General features: G+C 58.5%; 17 protein-coding genes and 1 other RNA gene. 9 read left to right on the forward strand and 9 right to left on the reverse strand.

Translation table 11 applies throughout. From position 1 onward, the window contains the following. Window positions 1-2: 2 nt before the first annotated feature. Entirely contained in the window at window positions 3-1142 is a 1140-nt protein-coding gene (locus SIC19_RS12955; protein ID WP_041332550.1) for an acyl-CoA dehydrogenase family protein, read from the reverse strand. A gap of 217 nt (window positions 1143-1359) precedes the next feature. Continuing rightward, window positions 1360-2040, reverse strand: coding sequence for a ribose-5-phosphate isomerase RpiA (gene rpiA, locus SIC19_RS12960; RefSeq protein WP_075194261.1), 681 nt, complete (start codon window positions 2038-2040; stop codon window positions 1360-1362). 139 nt (window positions 2041-2179) lie between these two features. Here rpiA and ilvA point away from each other — a divergent pair, with 139 nt between their 5' ends. Together ilvA and SIC19_RS12970 are read left to right on the forward strand one after the other, a co-directional pair. Continuing rightward, the gene (ilvA, locus tag SIC19_RS12965) at window positions 2180-3715 is read left to right on the forward strand and encodes a threonine ammonia-lyase, biosynthetic (RefSeq protein ID WP_075194262.1); all 1536 of its coding nucleotides are present in this window, start codon (window positions 2180-2182) and stop codon (window positions 3713-3715) included. 278 nt (window positions 3716-3993) lie between these two features. Continuing rightward, on the forward strand, window positions 3994-4143 hold the full coding sequence (locus tag SIC19_RS12970) for a hypothetical protein (protein WP_164732102.1): 150 nt from the start codon (window positions 3994-3996) through the stop codon (window positions 4141-4143). 3 nt (window positions 4144-4146) lie between these two features. Here SIC19_RS12970 and SIC19_RS12975 read toward each other — a convergent pair whose 3' ends face one another. Further along, a complete protein-coding gene (locus SIC19_RS12975; RefSeq protein ID WP_041332551.1) occupies window positions 4147-4797 on the reverse strand; it encodes a 5-formyltetrahydrofolate cyclo-ligase in 651 nt (216 codons plus the stop codon). Window positions 4798-4934: 137 nt separating this feature from the next. On the opposite strand from SIC19_RS12975, the gene SIC19_RS12980 reads away from it, so the two are divergent. Beyond that, entirely contained in the window at window positions 4935-5318 is a 384-nt protein-coding gene (locus SIC19_RS12980; RefSeq protein ID WP_075194263.1) for a DUF2750 domain-containing protein, read from the forward strand. A gap of 18 nt (window positions 5319-5336) precedes the next feature. Here SIC19_RS12980 and ssrS read toward each other — a convergent pair. The 5 genes from ssrS to SIC19_RS13005 form a co-directional block, all read right to left on the reverse strand. After that, window positions 5337-5516, reverse strand: a non-coding RNA gene (ssrS, locus tag SIC19_RS12985) — 6S RNA. A gap of 64 nt (window positions 5517-5580) precedes the next feature. Continuing rightward, complete coding sequence (locus SIC19_RS12990; protein WP_007153201.1) at window positions 5581-5877, reverse strand: cell division protein ZapA; 297 nt, start codon at window positions 5875-5877, stop codon at window positions 5581-5583. Further along, on the reverse strand, window positions 5877-6083 hold the full coding sequence (locus SIC19_RS12995; protein ID WP_007153200.1) for a TIGR02449 family protein: 207 nt from the start codon (window positions 6081-6083) through the stop codon (window positions 5877-5879). The genes SIC19_RS12990 and SIC19_RS12995 overlap by 1 nt, the downstream gene beginning before the upstream one ends. Before the next feature lie 102 nt (window positions 6084-6185). Further along, entirely contained in the window at window positions 6186-7460 is a 1275-nt protein-coding gene (locus SIC19_RS13000) for an ABC transporter permease (protein WP_075194264.1), read from the reverse strand. Continuing rightward, on the reverse strand, window positions 7457-8197 hold the full coding sequence (locus SIC19_RS13005) for an ABC transporter ATP-binding protein (protein ID WP_081899319.1): 741 nt from the start codon (window positions 8195-8197) through the stop codon (window positions 7457-7459). Before SIC19_RS13005 ends, SIC19_RS13000 begins: the two co-directional genes overlap by 4 nt. 49 nt (window positions 8198-8246) lie before the next feature. Here SIC19_RS13005 and SIC19_RS13010 point away from each other — a divergent pair, with 49 nt between their 5' ends. Next, window positions 8247-8789 carry a DUF3299 domain-containing protein gene (locus SIC19_RS13010; protein WP_126811468.1) on the forward strand — a complete coding sequence of 181 codons (543 nt, stop codon included), beginning with the start codon at window positions 8247-8249 and terminating at the stop codon, window positions 8787-8789. Between the two features lie 23 nt (window positions 8790-8812). Here the strand turns inward: SIC19_RS13010 and SIC19_RS13015 are convergent, their stop codons facing one another. Beyond that, entirely contained in the window at window positions 8813-9451 is a 639-nt protein-coding gene (locus tag SIC19_RS13015; RefSeq protein WP_226909977.1) for a ZrgA family zinc uptake protein, read from the reverse strand. A 140-nt stretch (window positions 9452-9591) separates the two neighbouring features. Here SIC19_RS13015 and SIC19_RS13020 point away from each other — a divergent pair, with 140 nt between their 5' ends. From SIC19_RS13020 to SIC19_RS13040, 5 genes are read left to right on the forward strand one after another with little or no spacing between them, the layout of a single operon-like run. Next, window positions 9592-10188 carry a UPF0149 family protein gene (locus SIC19_RS13020; RefSeq protein WP_036210508.1) on the forward strand — a complete coding sequence of 199 codons (597 nt, stop codon included), beginning with the start codon at window positions 9592-9594 and terminating at the stop codon, window positions 10186-10188. A 27-nt stretch (window positions 10189-10215) separates the two neighbouring features. Beyond that, the gene (gene pepP, locus SIC19_RS13025) at window positions 10216-11538 is read left to right on the forward strand and encodes a Xaa-Pro aminopeptidase (RefSeq protein ID WP_036210505.1); all 1323 of its coding nucleotides are present in this window, start codon (window positions 10216-10218) and stop codon (window positions 11536-11538) included. A 2-nt stretch (window positions 11539-11540) separates the two neighbouring features. Beyond that, window positions 11541-12821 carry a 2-octaprenyl-6-methoxyphenyl hydroxylase gene (gene ubiH / locus SIC19_RS13030; RefSeq protein WP_075194266.1) on the forward strand — a complete coding sequence of 427 codons (1281 nt, stop codon included), beginning with the start codon at window positions 11541-11543 and terminating at the stop codon, window positions 12819-12821. Beyond that, the gene (locus SIC19_RS13035; RefSeq protein WP_075194475.1) at window positions 12814-14037 is read left to right on the forward strand and encodes a UbiH/UbiF/VisC/COQ6 family ubiquinone biosynthesis hydroxylase; all 1224 of its coding nucleotides are present in this window, start codon (window positions 12814-12816) and stop codon (window positions 14035-14037) included. Before ubiH ends, SIC19_RS13035 begins: the two co-directional genes overlap by 8 nt. A 52-nt stretch (window positions 14038-14089) precedes the next feature. Continuing rightward, complete coding sequence (locus tag SIC19_RS13040) at window positions 14090-15004, forward strand: DUF808 domain-containing protein (RefSeq protein WP_036210499.1); 915 nt, start codon at window positions 14090-14092, stop codon at window positions 15002-15004. The last annotated feature ends 1 nt before the right edge of the window (window position 15005 follow it).

Consider the following 15005-nt stretch of genomic DNA (forward strand, 5'->3'; position numbering starts at 1 on the left):
CGCTACAACCGCATCTGCTTGGCGATCAGTTCCTTCATGATCTCATCGGTACCGCCGCCAATCGACAGGATCTTGCCATCCCGGTAAAGCCGCTCTACGACGGATTCACGCATGTACCCCATGCCGCCGTGAATCTGAACGGCCTCGCGGGTGACTTTCTCGCACACCTCCACCGCAAAGTTCTTCGCCATGGCAACCTGCTTAATCGGGTTCTTGCCCGCCTGCATCAGCGCGGCACAGCGATAGGTATACTCCCGCGCCACGTCCACTTGGGTGGCCATGTCGACCAGCTTGTGACGGGTGACCTGGAATTTGTTCACCGGCCGGCCAAAAGCCTCCCGTTGGCCGGCCCAGGCTATCGAGGCTTCAAGGGCGATTTCGGCTGTCATGTAGGCCATGATGGATAAGCTGAGGCGTTCAAACAGAAAATTGCTCATGATCGCGATAAAGCCCGCATTCTCGGCACCGATCAGGCGGTTGGCAGGCACCCGGCAGTCCTCGAAAAACAGCTCCGCCGTATCGCTGGCCCACCAGCCCATTTTCTTGAGCTTCTTGCCGGTGGAAAAGCCGGGCATATCGCGGTCAATCAACAACAGACTGATGCCACCATGGCCCTCGCCACCGGTGCGTACCGCAACGGTGTAATGATCGGCACGCATGCCGCTGGTGATAAAGGTTTTGCTGCCGTTGACGATGTAGTCATCGCCGTCCCTGACGGCCCGGGTTTTGATATTGGCAACGTCGGACCCGCCGCCGGGCTCGGTAACTGCCAGCGCGGCAATCTTCTCGCCTCGCAGCACCGGGGGCACAATCGCTGCTTTTACGTCCTGCTGCGCCCACTTCGCCACCGGAGGCAGGCCGATATCCAGCGACCCCAGCCCAGCCACCAGGCCGCCGGAGGTGGATCGCATCAGCTCTTCGGAGACGGCGACTTTCATGAAAATATCGCCTTCACCAATGCCGCCAAGACTTTCCGGAAAACCGACCCCAAGCAGCCCGGCCTCCCCAGCGGTCTTATAGAGCTCCCTGGGGAACTCGCCAGCTTCCTCCCAGTCGTCTATATAGGGCAATACATGAGTGGCAACGAACTTGCGGGCACTCTGGCGAACCTGTTCATGGGTATCGTTGAAATAATCAGACACGGAAAGCCTCCCTGTGATCAAAAATCATGGAAGCAGTCTCACTCAATTTCAGCAACCAAGCAAGCGCTTGGTTTTCAGAAGGCCCGAAAAGAGTCCAGGCCGTGGAGAGGCAGGGACATCAGGGGACGTCAAAAACAAGGATGTTTTTGTCGAGCGTACACGGACGTATTAACAGCGTGCCCCTGATGTCCCTGTCTCTTCACGGTCTCCTCCGTAGTCAGTCGTCCTGTCGAGAGAAACTCTTTACCCCGTCTTCGGTACCCAGCAACAACAAGTCCGCAGGACGCCGAGCAAACAGGCCATTGGTCACAATGCCCACAATGTTGTTCAACTGCTCTTCCACCTGAAGCGGGCGGGAAATATCCAGATTGTGGATGTCCAGGATGATATTGCCGTTGTCGGTGGTGAAACCCTCGCGATAAACCGGGTCGCCGCCGAGCTTGACGATTTCGCGGCCAACGTGGCTGCGAGCCATGGGTACCACTTCCACCGGAAGCGGAAACGCGCCCAGAATATCCACCTTCTTGGACCCATCGGCAATGCAGATAAACGTCTTGGCCACCGCCGCTACGATCTTCTCTCGGGTCAGGGCGCCGCCGCCCCCCTTGATCAACTCCAGGCGTTCATTGGTCTCATCGGCACCATCGATATAGAACTCCAGGGGGCCGGCACTGTTGAGGTCGTAAACCGGAATACCATGGCTCTTCAGGCGCTCAGCCGTGGCGTCGGAACTGGCGACGGCGCCATCGAAATCGGTGCGGATATCCGCCAGCAGATCGATGAAACAGTTGGCCGTACTGCCGGTACCCACGCCGATAACGCTCTCCTGATCCAGGTGCGGCCTGATATGGTCCAGTGCGGCCTTGGCGACGGCTTTCTTCAGTTCGTCCTGATTCATCGATCGACTCCGGTTTTGCAGGAAAGTGTGGTTAAAGCCGCCATTATAGCTCTTCTGTGGGGCGAGCTTATAGACGGAACCCCGGCAAAGTTTCTACACTGTCCGTTTTCCCAACGACAATCCAACTCCGGACGGACCCATGCCGCAACGCTACATAAAGAAAATCCTCGATGCTCGTGTTTACGACGTGGCCATCGAGACTCCGCTGACCGAGGCCCGTAGCCTCTCAAAGCGCTTTGGCAACAACATTCTGCTCAAGCGCGAAGACCTTCAGCCGGTGTTTTCTTTCAAGATTCGTGGCGCCTACAACCGGATTGCGCAGCTCTCTGAAGAGCAAAAAGCCAAGGGCGTGATTTGTGCCTCTGCTGGCAACCATGCCCAGGGCGTGGCCCTGGCTTCCAAGAACCTGGGTATCAAGGCGGTCATCGTCATGCCTCAGACCACGCCAGAGATCAAAGTGCGATCTGTGCGTGATCACGGCGCCAAAGTGGTTCTCAAGGGCGACGCTTTTGACGAGGCCGCAGCTCATGCTCAGGAGCTGATCGCGAAGCACGGCTACACCTACATCCCGCCCTATGACGACCCGGACGTCATCGCCGGGCAGGGCACTGTGGCCATGGAAATCATGTGGCAGTTCAGCAAACCCATTCATGCCATCTTTATCTGTGTTGGCGGCGGCGGACTGATTGCTGGCATGGCGGCCTACATCAAATACCTGCGCCCGGAAATCAAGGTGATCGGCGTTGAACCCGAGGACTCCAACTGCCTGCAGGCGGCCATGAAGGCTGGCAAGCGGGTGGTACTGGACGAAGTGGGCATCTTCGCGGATGGCGTGGCCGTCAAGCAGATCGGCAAGTATCCCTGGGAGATCTGCAAGGACTATGTGGATGAGGTGATCACCGTCTCCACCGACGAAATCTGCGCCGCCATCAAGGATGTCTTTGAAGACACCCGCTCCATCGCCGAACCGGCCGGTGCGCTCGGCGTGGCTGGTATCAAGAAGTACATCGAGCGCGAACAGATCGAGAATGAAAACCTGGTGGCCACCCTCAGTGGGGCCAACATGAACTTCGATCGCCTGCGCTATATCTCGGAGCGCACGGAAATCGGTGAAAAGCGCGAGGCCATCCTGGCGGTGACCATCCCGGAGAAACCGGGGGCCTTCAAGACGTTCATCAACGCTCTGCACAAGCGTAGCATCACCGAGTTCAATTACCGCTACGCCGATGCCACCAATGCGACCATCTTCGTGGGCATCCAGATTGCGGCGGGCGGCCATGGCCGTGAAGATCTTATCCAGGACCTGCGGGAAACCGGGTACTCAGTGATTGACCTGACCGAGAGCGATCTGGCGAAGCAGCACATTCGCCATATGGTGGGTGGTCATGCGCCAACCATCACCAACGAGAAGGTTTTCCAGTTCGAGTTCCCGGAGCGCCCGGGTGCCTTGCTGAAGTTCCTGATGTCCTTGGGCACGCGCTGGAACATCTCCATGTTCCATTACCGCAACCACGGTGCGGCCTACAGCCGTGTTCTGCTGGGCGCCCAGGTGGAAGACGACGAAGTGAAAGACTTCGAGAAGATGCTCGACAAGGTTGGCTTCCGCTACGAAAACATGACTGACAATGAGGCTTATCAGCTGTTTTTGGGAGCCGGGAACAATAAGTCTGGGTAACGCGGATTAGGATTGGGTACGGCTGGCCTTCCAAAACTGTGCGGAGCCATGGATGGCGGAGCTCAAGCGCCACATGGATGTGCTTGAGCGTGTTTTGGAAGGCCAGCCGTACCCAATCCGGACGGTGAACTCCTGCTCTAGAAAGTCTTACAAAACTTTAATCTGTGAAAAATTGTAAAACACGGGATAGGTGTTAGTCTTTCGTCTAATTCTTGAAAACAAGAATAGTCAACTGATTTAGATCGATTTTACTATTCAAAATACCGGAGAATCCCCTCATGGGCCGCAAGCCTGACATTATCCGGACGGTCGTGCTGATTTTCGCCGTTGGCCTTGTTATTACTGGCTTCACATCACTTCAGGCCTCTGATGATGAGCCTACGGCCTCCGATAGCGAAGCCTTTACAGTGTCCGCCGTTCGAGACTAAACCTTACCGAAAGCTCTTTGATCTCATTCGGTAACGCTCTCTGTCAGTCACCACGCTGTGCAGAGGGATATCCCAGGGTTCCAGCGGTAACTCCGATACTTTTTGACAGTCATGGGCCAGCCCGATCAGCTTGGGGGCCAGTCGTGGCCGGATTCGCGTGAACGCAAAGGTGCGATCATAGAAACCGCCACCCATGCCCAGCCGGCCACCGAAACCATCAAATCCCACCAGCGGAAACAGTACGGCATCCAGCGCCCATGGTGGCCGCTCCAGCCCCTTGTGGAAGGGTGGTTCCGGAATGCCAAAGCGGTTGGCTGTCAGCTCGGTGCCATCGGTAAAAGGGCTGAAAACCAGCCTGCCACGGTGCACCGGATGCAGCACCGGCAAATAGAAGTGAATGCCTCGCCTGCGGGCAACATGAACGTACACCTGGGGATCTATTTCACCGTCGTTGGGCAGGTATACGGCAACGTGGCGGGCCCTGAAAAGGTCAGGATGTTTCAACAGGTTCAGCGCAAGCTGGTCAGCGGCAATCTGTTGTTCTTCCACAGACAGCGAGCGGCGCTTCTTCCGAAGGGCCTTGCGAAGATTGCTTCGGGATTGCGAGTCAGGGTGTTCTTCAAAGGGCTGGGGTGAGACAACGTTGGTCAACATAGAGCTTTTTCTACCATCGGGCTGCCCCTGTTGTACAGAAAAATGTCGCCTGTCACCGGTCTCTGGTTATGTCGGTGTGGCGAGCCGATAGGCTATCATTGGCCCTTCAAACTTTTCGTTCAACAGCAGGTCAATCCATGAACCATGATGCATTAATGAGTGTCCTCGAATCAGACGGCGAAGAACGATACGACTATTTCCTGAGCCAGGTCGGGGAGGAACGTGAAATCTGGATTCTGGTGAATGCGGAGAATCGCTTCCTCAAGATCGTGTCTGAAGATGGCGATGTGGAGTACCTGCCGGTATGGCCCAGTGAGGCATTCGCGGTGGAATATGGTAAGGGTTCCGACGATCTCACGCCTAAGCGTATTCCGTTGCCGGATTTTTTCAGGAAATGGGTGCCGGGTCTGACGAAAGACGGTCTGGACGTCGGGGTGCTGCCTGGCCTGGATGAAACCCTGTGGATAACCGAGCCAGAAGAGCTGAAACGCGACCTGCAGGATGAATTGTCGAGTTTCTGAGGATCCTGGTTGAAAGTAAAGCTTCCCGGGCTGCCGTTATCGGATGTGGCCCTTGAACCCAAAGTTCAAGGTCGGTGGCCGCTGTGACATATTAGGCTTTCCCCGTATGGGGACGTGCTCACAATGCCCTGAAGTAGCCACCTGGGTAGTGCGCATCGGCTCGAGGACGAATCCGACCAGCGAACAGCCCAGGAAGTTAAATTCATTATACGGGCATTGCCGGGGCTGATTGCAACACCTGAATCGGATTCCTGTGTAAGGACTAGTTACCGGTGCCTTCACCCAGTGCGGTATCGAGCTTTTCGTCCATGGCGTTGAGAATTGAACTGGCGGTGTCCGACATGGTGTCCCGCTCAAGCATCTCATTGGTGATGTTGAGTGCCGCCATCACGGCGATACGTTCGGTACCGAATACCTTGCCGCTGGCACGTATTTCCCGCATTTTGGTGTCCAGGTGCCTGGCGGAGCGGAGAAGGGCTTCCTGCTCTTCCTGGGGGCAGGCGACCAGGTATTCCTTGTCGAGAATCTTGACTTCGACGGTTGTCGGCTGCTGTGGCATCAGTGGTGCTCCAGGGCCCGGAGGCGGCCTATCATGGCTTCAATCTTGTTTTTGGCAAGATCATTCTTGTGCATGAGCTGCGCTCGCTCACGGTTCCAGTCGTCCTGCAGCTCGCGCAGCATCGCGTTGTCACGTTCCAGTTTGCGACAGTGTTCGATCAATCTGTCGAGTTTGTCCGCCAATGCCTGTAGTTCGGACTGTTCCATGAGTCGTCCAACGCCTGTATCAAAGAAGTGAACTAACTATAAGTGTGGACTGCAAGCTGGTCAATTTACAGGGATGTCATGGCCCGCGTTGCGTGATGTCCGTCACTCTGGGGCTACGTGTCCCAGCCCCTGTTTTCGGCTGCCCCGCCAGGCCTGGAGTGCCGGAATCAGTCCCACGAGCAACGCTGCCAGAGGGACGCTGGCGATGATCGACCATTCCGTTGCATTCAGCGGCCGCAAGCCTACCTGAACGCCCCATGTATCCAGTAGCCAGGGGCTAAGAGCCGCGATGCCGGCCGCTCCGGCCAGGATCGCGAGCCCGCAGGCCGCGATGGCCAGCAGAATGCATTCGATCACGTGCAATGCCGCGATGAGGGCCGGCGAAGCCCCGGTAGCCCTGAGAATCGCCACTTCCTGCCGCCGCTGCGCTTGCAGAGTCAGCAACACGGCCACGAGCCCGACCAGGCTGGTGACCACGACAAAGCCGGTGATGCCCAGCAAGGCTTTTTCGAACTGACCCATGATTCGCCAGAGTTCGCTGAGCGCCACCCCCGGGAGAATCGCCGACAACGGTTCGAGCTGCGATTCGTTGATCTGGCGCTGAACCTGAAAAGTCAGCACCTTGCGGTCGATGCCCACGAATGCGGCGGTAATCGCGTCCGGTGTGAGGTCCCTCTGCCTGGCCTGTTCGGGCGTGACGGTTCGCCCGGGGATGGCAACACCGGATTCCCAGCCAATATGGATGGCTTCGAGGCCCTCCAGGCTGACGTAAACTGCCTGGTCCACCGGTGTGCCAGTGGGAGCGAGGATGCCAGTGACCGTAAACGGAGTGTCCTTGTGGTTGGAGAAGCTGGTCTTGCCGCCACCATGGGACAGGACAACCCTGTCGCCAGTCTGGTGAGCGTGCTTGCGGGCTACTTCGGCCCCCAACACCACGTCGAAGACATCGGCGAACCATTCTCCCTCGGCCAATGCGGGTTTCTGGTCCCGACCGTAGCGGAAATGTTCCGGGAACTGCTCGCTGGTGCCGACAACCCGGTGCCCGCGATAACTGTCACCCAGGGATATGGGCACCAGCCAGCCGATGCGCTCATCCTCCTGCAGTTTCTCGTAGGTACTCCAGCGGATGTTATTGGTGGCGTCACCGATGTGAAAGACCGTGTACAGCAGCAGGTTCAGCTGACCGCTGCGAGCGCCCACGATCAGGTCGGTGCCGGAGATGGTGCTGGTAAAGGACTGCTTCACTTCGGTGCGAAGGTACTGAATGCCCAGAAGCAGGGTGATGCTGAGCGTCAGGGTCAGGGTTACCAGCGCCAGTACCCTGCGCCGATACCAGAGGCTTGCCATGGCCAGAGACAGTGCCAGCCGCAGGTTCATGGGGTCACCTCCAGGGCCAGTTGGTGGTTAAAGCGTTGGGCCAGGCTCTTGTCGTGACTGACAAAGACAACGGATGAGTGTTTTTCCGCCGCCAGCCCCAGCAACAACTCGATAAAGCGGTCCCGGTTGTCGCTGTCCAGGGCCGAGGTGGGCTCGTCGGCGAGGATCAGTTCCGGGGCGCCGGTCAGTGCCCGGGCGGCGGCTACTCGCTGTTGTTGCCCGACGCTGAGGGTGGTAACACGCCGGTGCCAATGGCTCTGGGGGATGCCCAGGGCAGTCAGCAGGGATTTCGCTTCTGCCTCCGGCGAAGACAAGGCCCGCGCTCGGCGTTTCCGTGAAAGCTTGCAGGGCAGTGTGACGTTGTCCAGCGTGCTCAGGTAGGGCACCAGGTTGAACTGCTGGAAGATAACGCCCATGTGGTCGGCCCTGAATCGGTCGCGTTGGCCGCTGGTCAGGCCTGCCAGGTCTGTGCCCAGTAATTCCAGGCGACCGGTGTCCGGCACGATCAGGCCTCCCATCAGGCTCAGGAGTGTGCTCTTACCGCTACCGCTGGGGCCTCGCAGGAAAAGGTGTTCACCGCTGTTCAGTGTTACGTCAGGATAGCGGATGCCCGGCTGGGTCCGGTCCCAGCGAAAAGTGAGTTCGCTGATGCGGAGGGTTTGCCGTGGGGTTACGGAACTCTCTGAGGTTACGGAACTATCTTTGTGCAAGTCTGTCTTGCCGGTCATGTCAGGCATTGGTCATCCGGTGTATGATCCCTGAATCGTTACAGGAGACGTCAGTTTTATGTCAGAACCTCTGGAATCCCGCTCGCGGCAACGCTCTCTGTTCGCCACCCTGTGTATGGTGGCGCTGGTCGCGGCCTTCAGTCTTTCAACCGCCGTTAGCGCAAAAGACGCCTCGCAAGAGATCGACTGGCTGGAATTGATGCCAGAGGAGGATCTCAACCTACTCGAGAATATGCCAGAAGTCTCCCACGAGGGTGACGGCCCTGCCACATTGCCGGACGAGATCATGACAGGCCGCGTGGTGCCTGAAATGGATGGCCGGTCGGGCCGGATTCCGGGTTTCGTCGTGCCGCTGAAAACCACACAGGATATGCGCATTCTGGAGTTTTTCCTGGTGCCATACTATGGCGCCTGCATACACGTGCCGCCACCTCCTCCAAACCAGATCATCCATGTGAAGTACAAGAAGGGCTTCAAGCTGGAAGCACTCTACGATCCGGTGTGGATTGAGGGCACCCTGAAGATCGAGAAGACCGAGAACGACATTGCTTCGTCCTCCTACTCCATCGTGGCGGAGAACGTCTCACCCTACGAGGAGTAATGTCTCTGCAGGGCGTTCATAGGTCAGTTGTTGGCAGTAAATGCCCGGTTTGAGGGTGTCAGCCGGGCACTACCCTGGCCAGAGGGGCTGACCCATTCGACGGTGAGCTCCTCCATGCCCTCGAACCTCTCCATCAGTGCCGATGTAAATTCCTGATCGGCGTCGATGCGGTTGCATTCCAGTTGCTGGGATACGTCGTATTCCCGATGAGTGGCTTCCCCATGATGTTCTTCGTCATGATGTCCTTCGTCGTGATGTTCGGCCTCGTGATGATCGTGCTCGTCGTGGCCGTGATGAGTCTCCCCACCATGGTTTTCGTCTTCCCCGCCGAGTTCCACGGCTGCGGCCGTCACGCGGCAGTCGGCCGCTGCGGTGTTGACCAGCGGCGTGGTTTCCAGCCAGCGGGTAATGTCCGCCAACCGGCTTTTTTCCGCCTCTGTGCGGGCGCCATGCTCGAACCCGGCGAGGTTGTAGGCCGGGGAATTGAGCATCAGGTCAATACGGTTTTCTTCCACCGCCATCTGCAATCGGGCATGGCCGTGCTCGTGGGCGCCGGGATTGTCGGCGGCCAGCGCCATCGGTGCCAGGCTGCAGGCGGCGACCATACATCCAAGTGTATGCAGCGAGCGTGGACGGTTGGGGGGTAAGCGTTTAGCGGACATGGCAGGCGGCTCTCCTTGAAATTGATATGTTATAACATAATTTACTCTTTCCCGGTCCGGAATCAAGAGGGCAAGTGTCTTAAATGCGCCTGAATGCTAGGATAGGGCCTTCACTCATTCATACAGGACCGTCCCGTTTCATGTCCGAAACCGACACCTCCAACGCCCGCGCCGTCGCCTTTGAGCGCTGGGCGAATATGTTCACCGCTCACAAGGCTTTCAGTCATCCATCAGAGCTCCATGGCGTGCTTTGTGGCCGGCTCGCTGCCGGCGCTCGTATCAATGAAGAAGAATGGCTGGCCATGGTGTGTGAGCACATGGGCCTGCCCCAGGCTGCGACCGACGAATCGGACGAACTGCGGGAATTTATGGCCTCGGCCTATAGCCAGACGCTTGAGCTGTTGAAGGCTACCGATATGAGTTTTCAGCCCTTGCTGCCGGACGATGATTACGCCATCGAACAGCGACTGGAAGCGCTCACCTCCTGGGTGCGTGGTTTCCTGGAGGGCATGGCGCTGTCCGCTGGTCAGGCACTGGGTGAGGCGCCGGATGAGATTCGCGAACTCATTGAAGATCTGGTGGCGATCAGTCAGGTGGCCGATGATGACGAGCCGGACGATGAAAGCGAACAACAATTGATGGAAATCGTCGAATATGTACGGCTGGGGGCGCTAGCGGTGTTTACTGAGTTCAATCCGCCGGAAAAGCCGTCACCCAATACCCCGACTTTGCACTGAACAACGCTGATACCCTTGGGAGACTTCATGGCTTCACTGATACCCGTCAAGGAATTCAACGATCGCCGGCACCGGCTGATGGAAAGAATGGCGCCGGATAGCATTGCCATACTGCCAGCCGCCCCTGAACGGGTGCGCAACCGGGATGTCCTGCATCCGTTTCGCCAGGACAGTGACTTCCATTACCTGACGGGGTTTGGTGAGCCGGAAGCGGTCCTGGTTCTGATTCCCGGCCGGGAGCATGGAGAGTCCGTACTTTTCTGTAAGGAACGAAACCCGGAAAAGGAGCTTTGGGATGGCTTCCTGGCAGGCCCCGAGGGTGCCATCGAGACCTTCGGCCTGGACGATGCCTTTCCCATTGCCGATATTGACGACATCCTGCCCGGCATGATCGAAGGTCGCAGCCGGGTGTATTACCCACTGGGCAAAGATCATAATTTTGATGCCAAGGTGATGGACTGGGTCAAACTGATCCGCAGCAAGGTGCGTTCGGGGGCCCATCCGCCCGGCGAGTTCGTAGCCTTGGAACACTTGCTCCACGACCTGCGCCTGTACAAGAGCGCGGCGGAAATCAAGGTGATGGCAAGGGCCGGCGAGATCAGTTGTGAGGCCCACAAGCGGGCGATGAAGAGGGCCGGCAAAGGGGTCTTTGAATATGCCCTGGAAGCCGAACTGATCCACACGTTTATGGAAAACGGTGCCCGCTCCACGGCCTATCCGTCGATTGTGGGGGGCGGCCAGAACGCCTGTATCCTCCACTACATTGAAAACAGCGCCCCGTTGAACGATGGCGACCTGGTGCTTATCGATGCAGGCTGTGAACTGGAATGCTATGCCTCCGATATTACCCGTACCTTCCCGGTCAGCGGAAGGTTCAGCGATGAGCAGCGGGCCCTGTATGAAGTGGTGCTGGCGGCCCAGTACGCGGCCATTGAGGAAGTTCGTCCCGGGAATCACTGGGACCATCCCCACCAGGCCGCACTGAAAGTACTTACCCAGGGCTTGATCGATCTTGGCCTGCTCAAGGATACGACGGTAGAGCAGGCCATCGAGGAACAGGCGTTCAAGCCGTTCTTCATGCACCGTACCGGCCATTGGCTTGGCCTGGATGTGCATGATGTCGGGGACTACAAGGTGGGCGATGCGTGGCGCGAACTGGAGCCGGGCATGGCACTGACCGTGGAGCCCGGGCTATATGTGGCGCCGGACAACACCAGCGTGGATGCGAAATGGCGTGGTATCGGCATTCGCATCGAGGATGACGTGGTGGTGACGAAAGAGGGCTGTCGGGTACTCACCGAGGCGGTCCCCAAGACCATTCCCGAGATTGAAGCGCTGATGGCCGACTGACCGTGAACCAGCACGATACCGATATCATCATCGCCGGTGGTGGGCTGGCAGGAGCCACCCTGGCATTGGCGCTGGCGAGAACCTTGCCGCAATTGCGGGTGACCGTGGTAGAGGCGTTTCCGTTGTCTCCGGAGGCCCTGCCTGACAGTTACCAGCCCAGCTACGATGCCCGCTCCACAGCGCTGGCCTGGGGCTCAAGATTGATCTTTGAAGAACTGGGCCTGTGGCAACAGCTTTCCGAGCATGCCACGCCCATTCGCCATATTCATGTATCGGATCGTGGGCATTTCGGGGCCACGCGCCTGAACGCCGCCGAGCACCAACAGGAGGCTCTGGGCTATGTCGCGGACAACCGCTGGATGGGGCTGTGCCTGATGCGGGAACTGCTGCAGACGCATGTGGTCTGGGAAGCACCGGCGGAAGTGACAGCCATGCAGCCGCTATCGGAGGGTGTTCGCGTTACCCTGGGCGCCGACACGGGAAATCGGGAACTGACCGCGCAGTGTCTGTTGGTGGCTGACGGCGGCCGTTCCGGCCTGCGTGAAACACTGGGCTTCCGGGTCAATGAACAGGCGTATGATCAGCATGCCCTGATCGCCAATGTCTCCACCTCCCATAGTCATGAGTTTACCGCGTTTGAACGTTTCACCGATGCTGGCCCCATGGCGTTGTTGCCTCACGGCTCGCCAGCGCGCGCCGGCACAAACGCCGCCCTGGTATGGACGTTGAGTAGTAAGGCTCTTGATGAACTGCTGTCATTGGGCGATGACGATAAGTGCCAGCGACTGCAGCATCGTTTTGGCTGGCGCCTGGGGCGTTTTACCCGCATCGGTGAATGCAGCCACTACCCGCTGACCCTGAAAACCGTGGATGAGGCGGTTCGGCCTGGTGTGGTGTTGGTAGGCAATGCGGCGCACACCCTTCATCCGGTTGCCGGTCAGGGCTTCAACCTGGCGTTGAGAGGCCTGATGGCGCTGGTGGAACAGTTCCGTGTGGCCGTCGAGCAGCAGCAACCCCTGGGCAGCCTGGGCGTGCTTAACGCTTATCAGGCTCGTCATCGCCGGGACTGGCAACAAACCGTACGGTTTTCCGACTCACTGATCCAGCTTTTCGGTAATCATCTACCCCTGGTGGCCACCGCCCGCGACGCCGGCCTGATGGGGCTGGATCTGCTACCCGGCGCCAAGCGCTGGTTTGCCCGCCAGGCTATGGGCCTGGGTGGGCGCCGGGCCGAGCTTCGTACTCCTGACAACGTTTTCTCGGAACGCAATGACCATGAGTGAGCAACCGCAATTCGATATCCTGGTGGTTGGCGGCGGCATGGTGGGCTCGGCCCTGGCGCTGGGTTTGTCTCGGCAGGGCTGGAATGTCGGGCTGGTGGAAGGTGCCGACCGAAAGGCCTTGATGCAGGGCCTCGAAGAAGCGCTATCTGTGGAAGATTTCGACCCCCGCGTGAGCGCCATTTCGGTCGCCAGCCAGCGGCTGCTGGAACAGTTGGGGGTATGGCCGGACATAACCGCTGGTCGCCACTGTTCCTACCAGACAATGACGGTGTGGGACGGCGATGGCACCGGCCGCATCCAGTTCGAGGCGGCAGAGCTCCGCGCCCCGGCGCTGGGTACGATCATTGAGAACCGTCGAATTGTGCAGGCACTGTTTGATGCCCTGGCTGACAGCGCTGTGACCCTGATTGACGGGGTCAGGGTGAGTGGCTGGTGGCAGGACGGGCACACGCGAGGCATCCGCCTGGAAGACGGCCAGACCTTCGGCGCCAGGCTTGTAGTGGCGGCGGACGGTGCCCACTCCCGATTGCGCCAGTGGGTGGGGCTACCGACCCGCGAGTGGGATTACGGCCAGCAGGCCATCGTATGCACCGTTCGAACGGCCCAGAGCCACCGCTATACCGCCTGGCAACGGTTCTCGCCCACAGGACCTCTGGCGTTCCTGCCATTGTTGTCAGAGTCCGGCGATGAGCATTTTTGTTCTATTGTATGGTCACAGGATACTGAAGAGGCACGGCGTCTGATGGGGCTGGATGACCACGCCTTCAAAGCGGAACTGGAACGGGCGATAGAGCGTGAACTGGGCGCAGTGGATCTGGTCTCGCGTCGCTACGCGTTTCCTTTGCGTCAACGCCATGCCAAGGAATACATCGCCCCTGGCTTTGCGCTGGTGGGAGATGCTGCCCATACCATTCATCCCCTGGCCGGCCAGGGGGCGAATCTGGGTTATGGGGATGTTCGTGCGTTGCTGGATGAACTTGCCAGTGCCCGGAGCAAAGGCATTGATCCAGACAACGAGCTTGTTCTGGCTCGCTACCAGCGCCGTCGCAAGGGTGAGAACCTCGCGATGATGGCGGCCATGGAAGGTTTCAAGCAACTGTTTGGCCGAGATGAGTTGACCCTGCGTTGGCTGCGCAACACCGGCATGCGCTGGCTGAACCAGCTTGGGCCGATCAAGAATCGTATTGCCGCCGAGGCTATGGGGCTGGATGCCTGAGTATGGTTTGCAGGGCGCACTATAAACATCGTTGAACCAAAAGGAATTCGTTATGGCTGCCAGCAGTCTCCTCGTATTGATTGATGACATCGCCACGGTTCTGGACGATGTGGCGTTGATGACCAAGGCGGCCACCAAGAAAACCGCCGGCGTGCTGGGGGATGACCTTGCGCTTAATGCCCAACAGGTGACCGGTGTGAAACCTGCGCGGGAACTGCCGGTGGTCTGGGCGGTGGCGAAGGGCTCGATGCTCAACAAGGCCATCCTGGTTCCGGGCGCTCTCGCCATCAGCTTCTTCGTGCCCTGGTTGGTGATTCCCCTGCTGATGCTGGGTGGCGCCTTTCTCTGCTTTGAGGGGTTTGAAAAAATCGCTCACCGGTTCCTTCACAAGCAGGAAGATGAACAGCACAAGGAAGAACTCCGCAACGCCCTGAAAAATCCCGACGCCGATCTGAAAGCGGTTGAGCAAGACAAGATCAAAGGGGCGATCCGCACGGACTTTATCCTGTCGGCTGAAATCATAGCGATCACCCTGGGAACGGTCAGTAGTCAGGGCATTGGAATGCAGTTCATGGTGCTGACGGTCGTCGCCATAATGATCACTATCGGTGTCTATGGCCTGGTGGCCGGCATTGTGAAACTGGACGATGGCGGTTTGTACCTCAGCCAGAAAGAAAGCCCATTCGCCAAGCGGGTTGGGGAAGGCATCCTCTGGTTTGCTCCCTGGATGATGAAAGCCTTGTCAGTGCTGGGCACCATTGCCATGTTCCTGGTGGGTGGCGGCATTCTCACCCATGGGCTGCCACCGGTGTATGAGGCCATTCATCACTTTGTCGAAGGTTTTGGTGGTGTCGCCCAGGCCGTTATTCCGGTGCTTGCGGACGGCCTTTTCGGCGTTGTAGCGGGGGCTTTGCTGGTAGCGGTGATCACACCACTGACAAAACTCTGGAAGGCGCGTTCGGCCTGAG

This window comes from Marinobacter sp. MIT930201 (assembly GCF_047122665.1).
GTDB lineage: Bacteria > Pseudomonadota > Gammaproteobacteria > Pseudomonadales > Oleiphilaceae > Marinobacter > Marinobacter salarius.

Excerpts from the sequence above, each read along its gene's own strand:
- rpiA (WP_075194261.1), bottom strand. The coding sequence starts at position 2,040 with ATGAATCAGGACGAACTGAAGAAAGCCGTCGCCAAGGCCGCACTGGAC.
- ilvA (WP_075194262.1), top strand. The coding sequence starts at position 2,180 with ATGCCGCAACGCTACATAAAGAAAATCCTCGATGCTCGTGTTTACGAC.
- SIC19_RS12970 (WP_164732102.1), top strand. The coding sequence starts at position 3,994 with ATGGGCCGCAAGCCTGACATTATCCGGACGGTCGTGCTGATTTTCGCC.
- SIC19_RS12975 (WP_041332551.1), bottom strand. The coding sequence starts at position 4,797 with ATGTTGACCAACGTTGTCTCACCCCAGCCCTTTGAAGAACACCCTGAC.
- SIC19_RS12980 (WP_075194263.1), top strand. The coding sequence starts at position 4,935 with ATGAACCATGATGCATTAATGAGTGTCCTCGAATCAGACGGCGAAGAA.
- SIC19_RS12990 (WP_007153201.1), bottom strand. The coding sequence starts at position 5,877 with ATGCCACAGCAGCCGACAACCGTCGAAGTCAAGATTCTCGACAAGGAA.
- SIC19_RS12995 (WP_007153200.1), bottom strand. The coding sequence starts at position 6,083 with ATGGAACAGTCCGAACTACAGGCATTGGCGGACAAACTCGACAGATTG.
- SIC19_RS13000 (WP_075194264.1), bottom strand. The coding sequence starts at position 7,460 with ATGAACCTGCGGCTGGCACTGTCTCTGGCCATGGCAAGCCTCTGGTAT.
- SIC19_RS13005 (WP_081899319.1), bottom strand. The coding sequence starts at position 8,197 with ATGCCTGACATGACCGGCAAGACAGACTTGCACAAAGATAGTTCCGTA.
- SIC19_RS13010 (WP_126811468.1), top strand. The coding sequence starts at position 8,247 with ATGTCAGAACCTCTGGAATCCCGCTCGCGGCAACGCTCTCTGTTCGCC.
- SIC19_RS13015 (WP_226909977.1), bottom strand. The coding sequence starts at position 9,451 with ATGTCCGCTAAACGCTTACCCCCCAACCGTCCACGCTCGCTGCATACA.
- SIC19_RS13020 (WP_036210508.1), top strand. The coding sequence starts at position 9,592 with ATGTCCGAAACCGACACCTCCAACGCCCGCGCCGTCGCCTTTGAGCGC.
- pepP (WP_036210505.1), top strand. The coding sequence starts at position 10,216 with ATGGCTTCACTGATACCCGTCAAGGAATTCAACGATCGCCGGCACCGG.
- SIC19_RS13035 (WP_075194475.1), top strand. The coding sequence starts at position 12,814 with ATGAGTGAGCAACCGCAATTCGATATCCTGGTGGTTGGCGGCGGCATG.
- SIC19_RS13040 (WP_036210499.1), top strand. The coding sequence starts at position 14,090 with ATGGCTGCCAGCAGTCTCCTCGTATTGATTGATGACATCGCCACGGTT.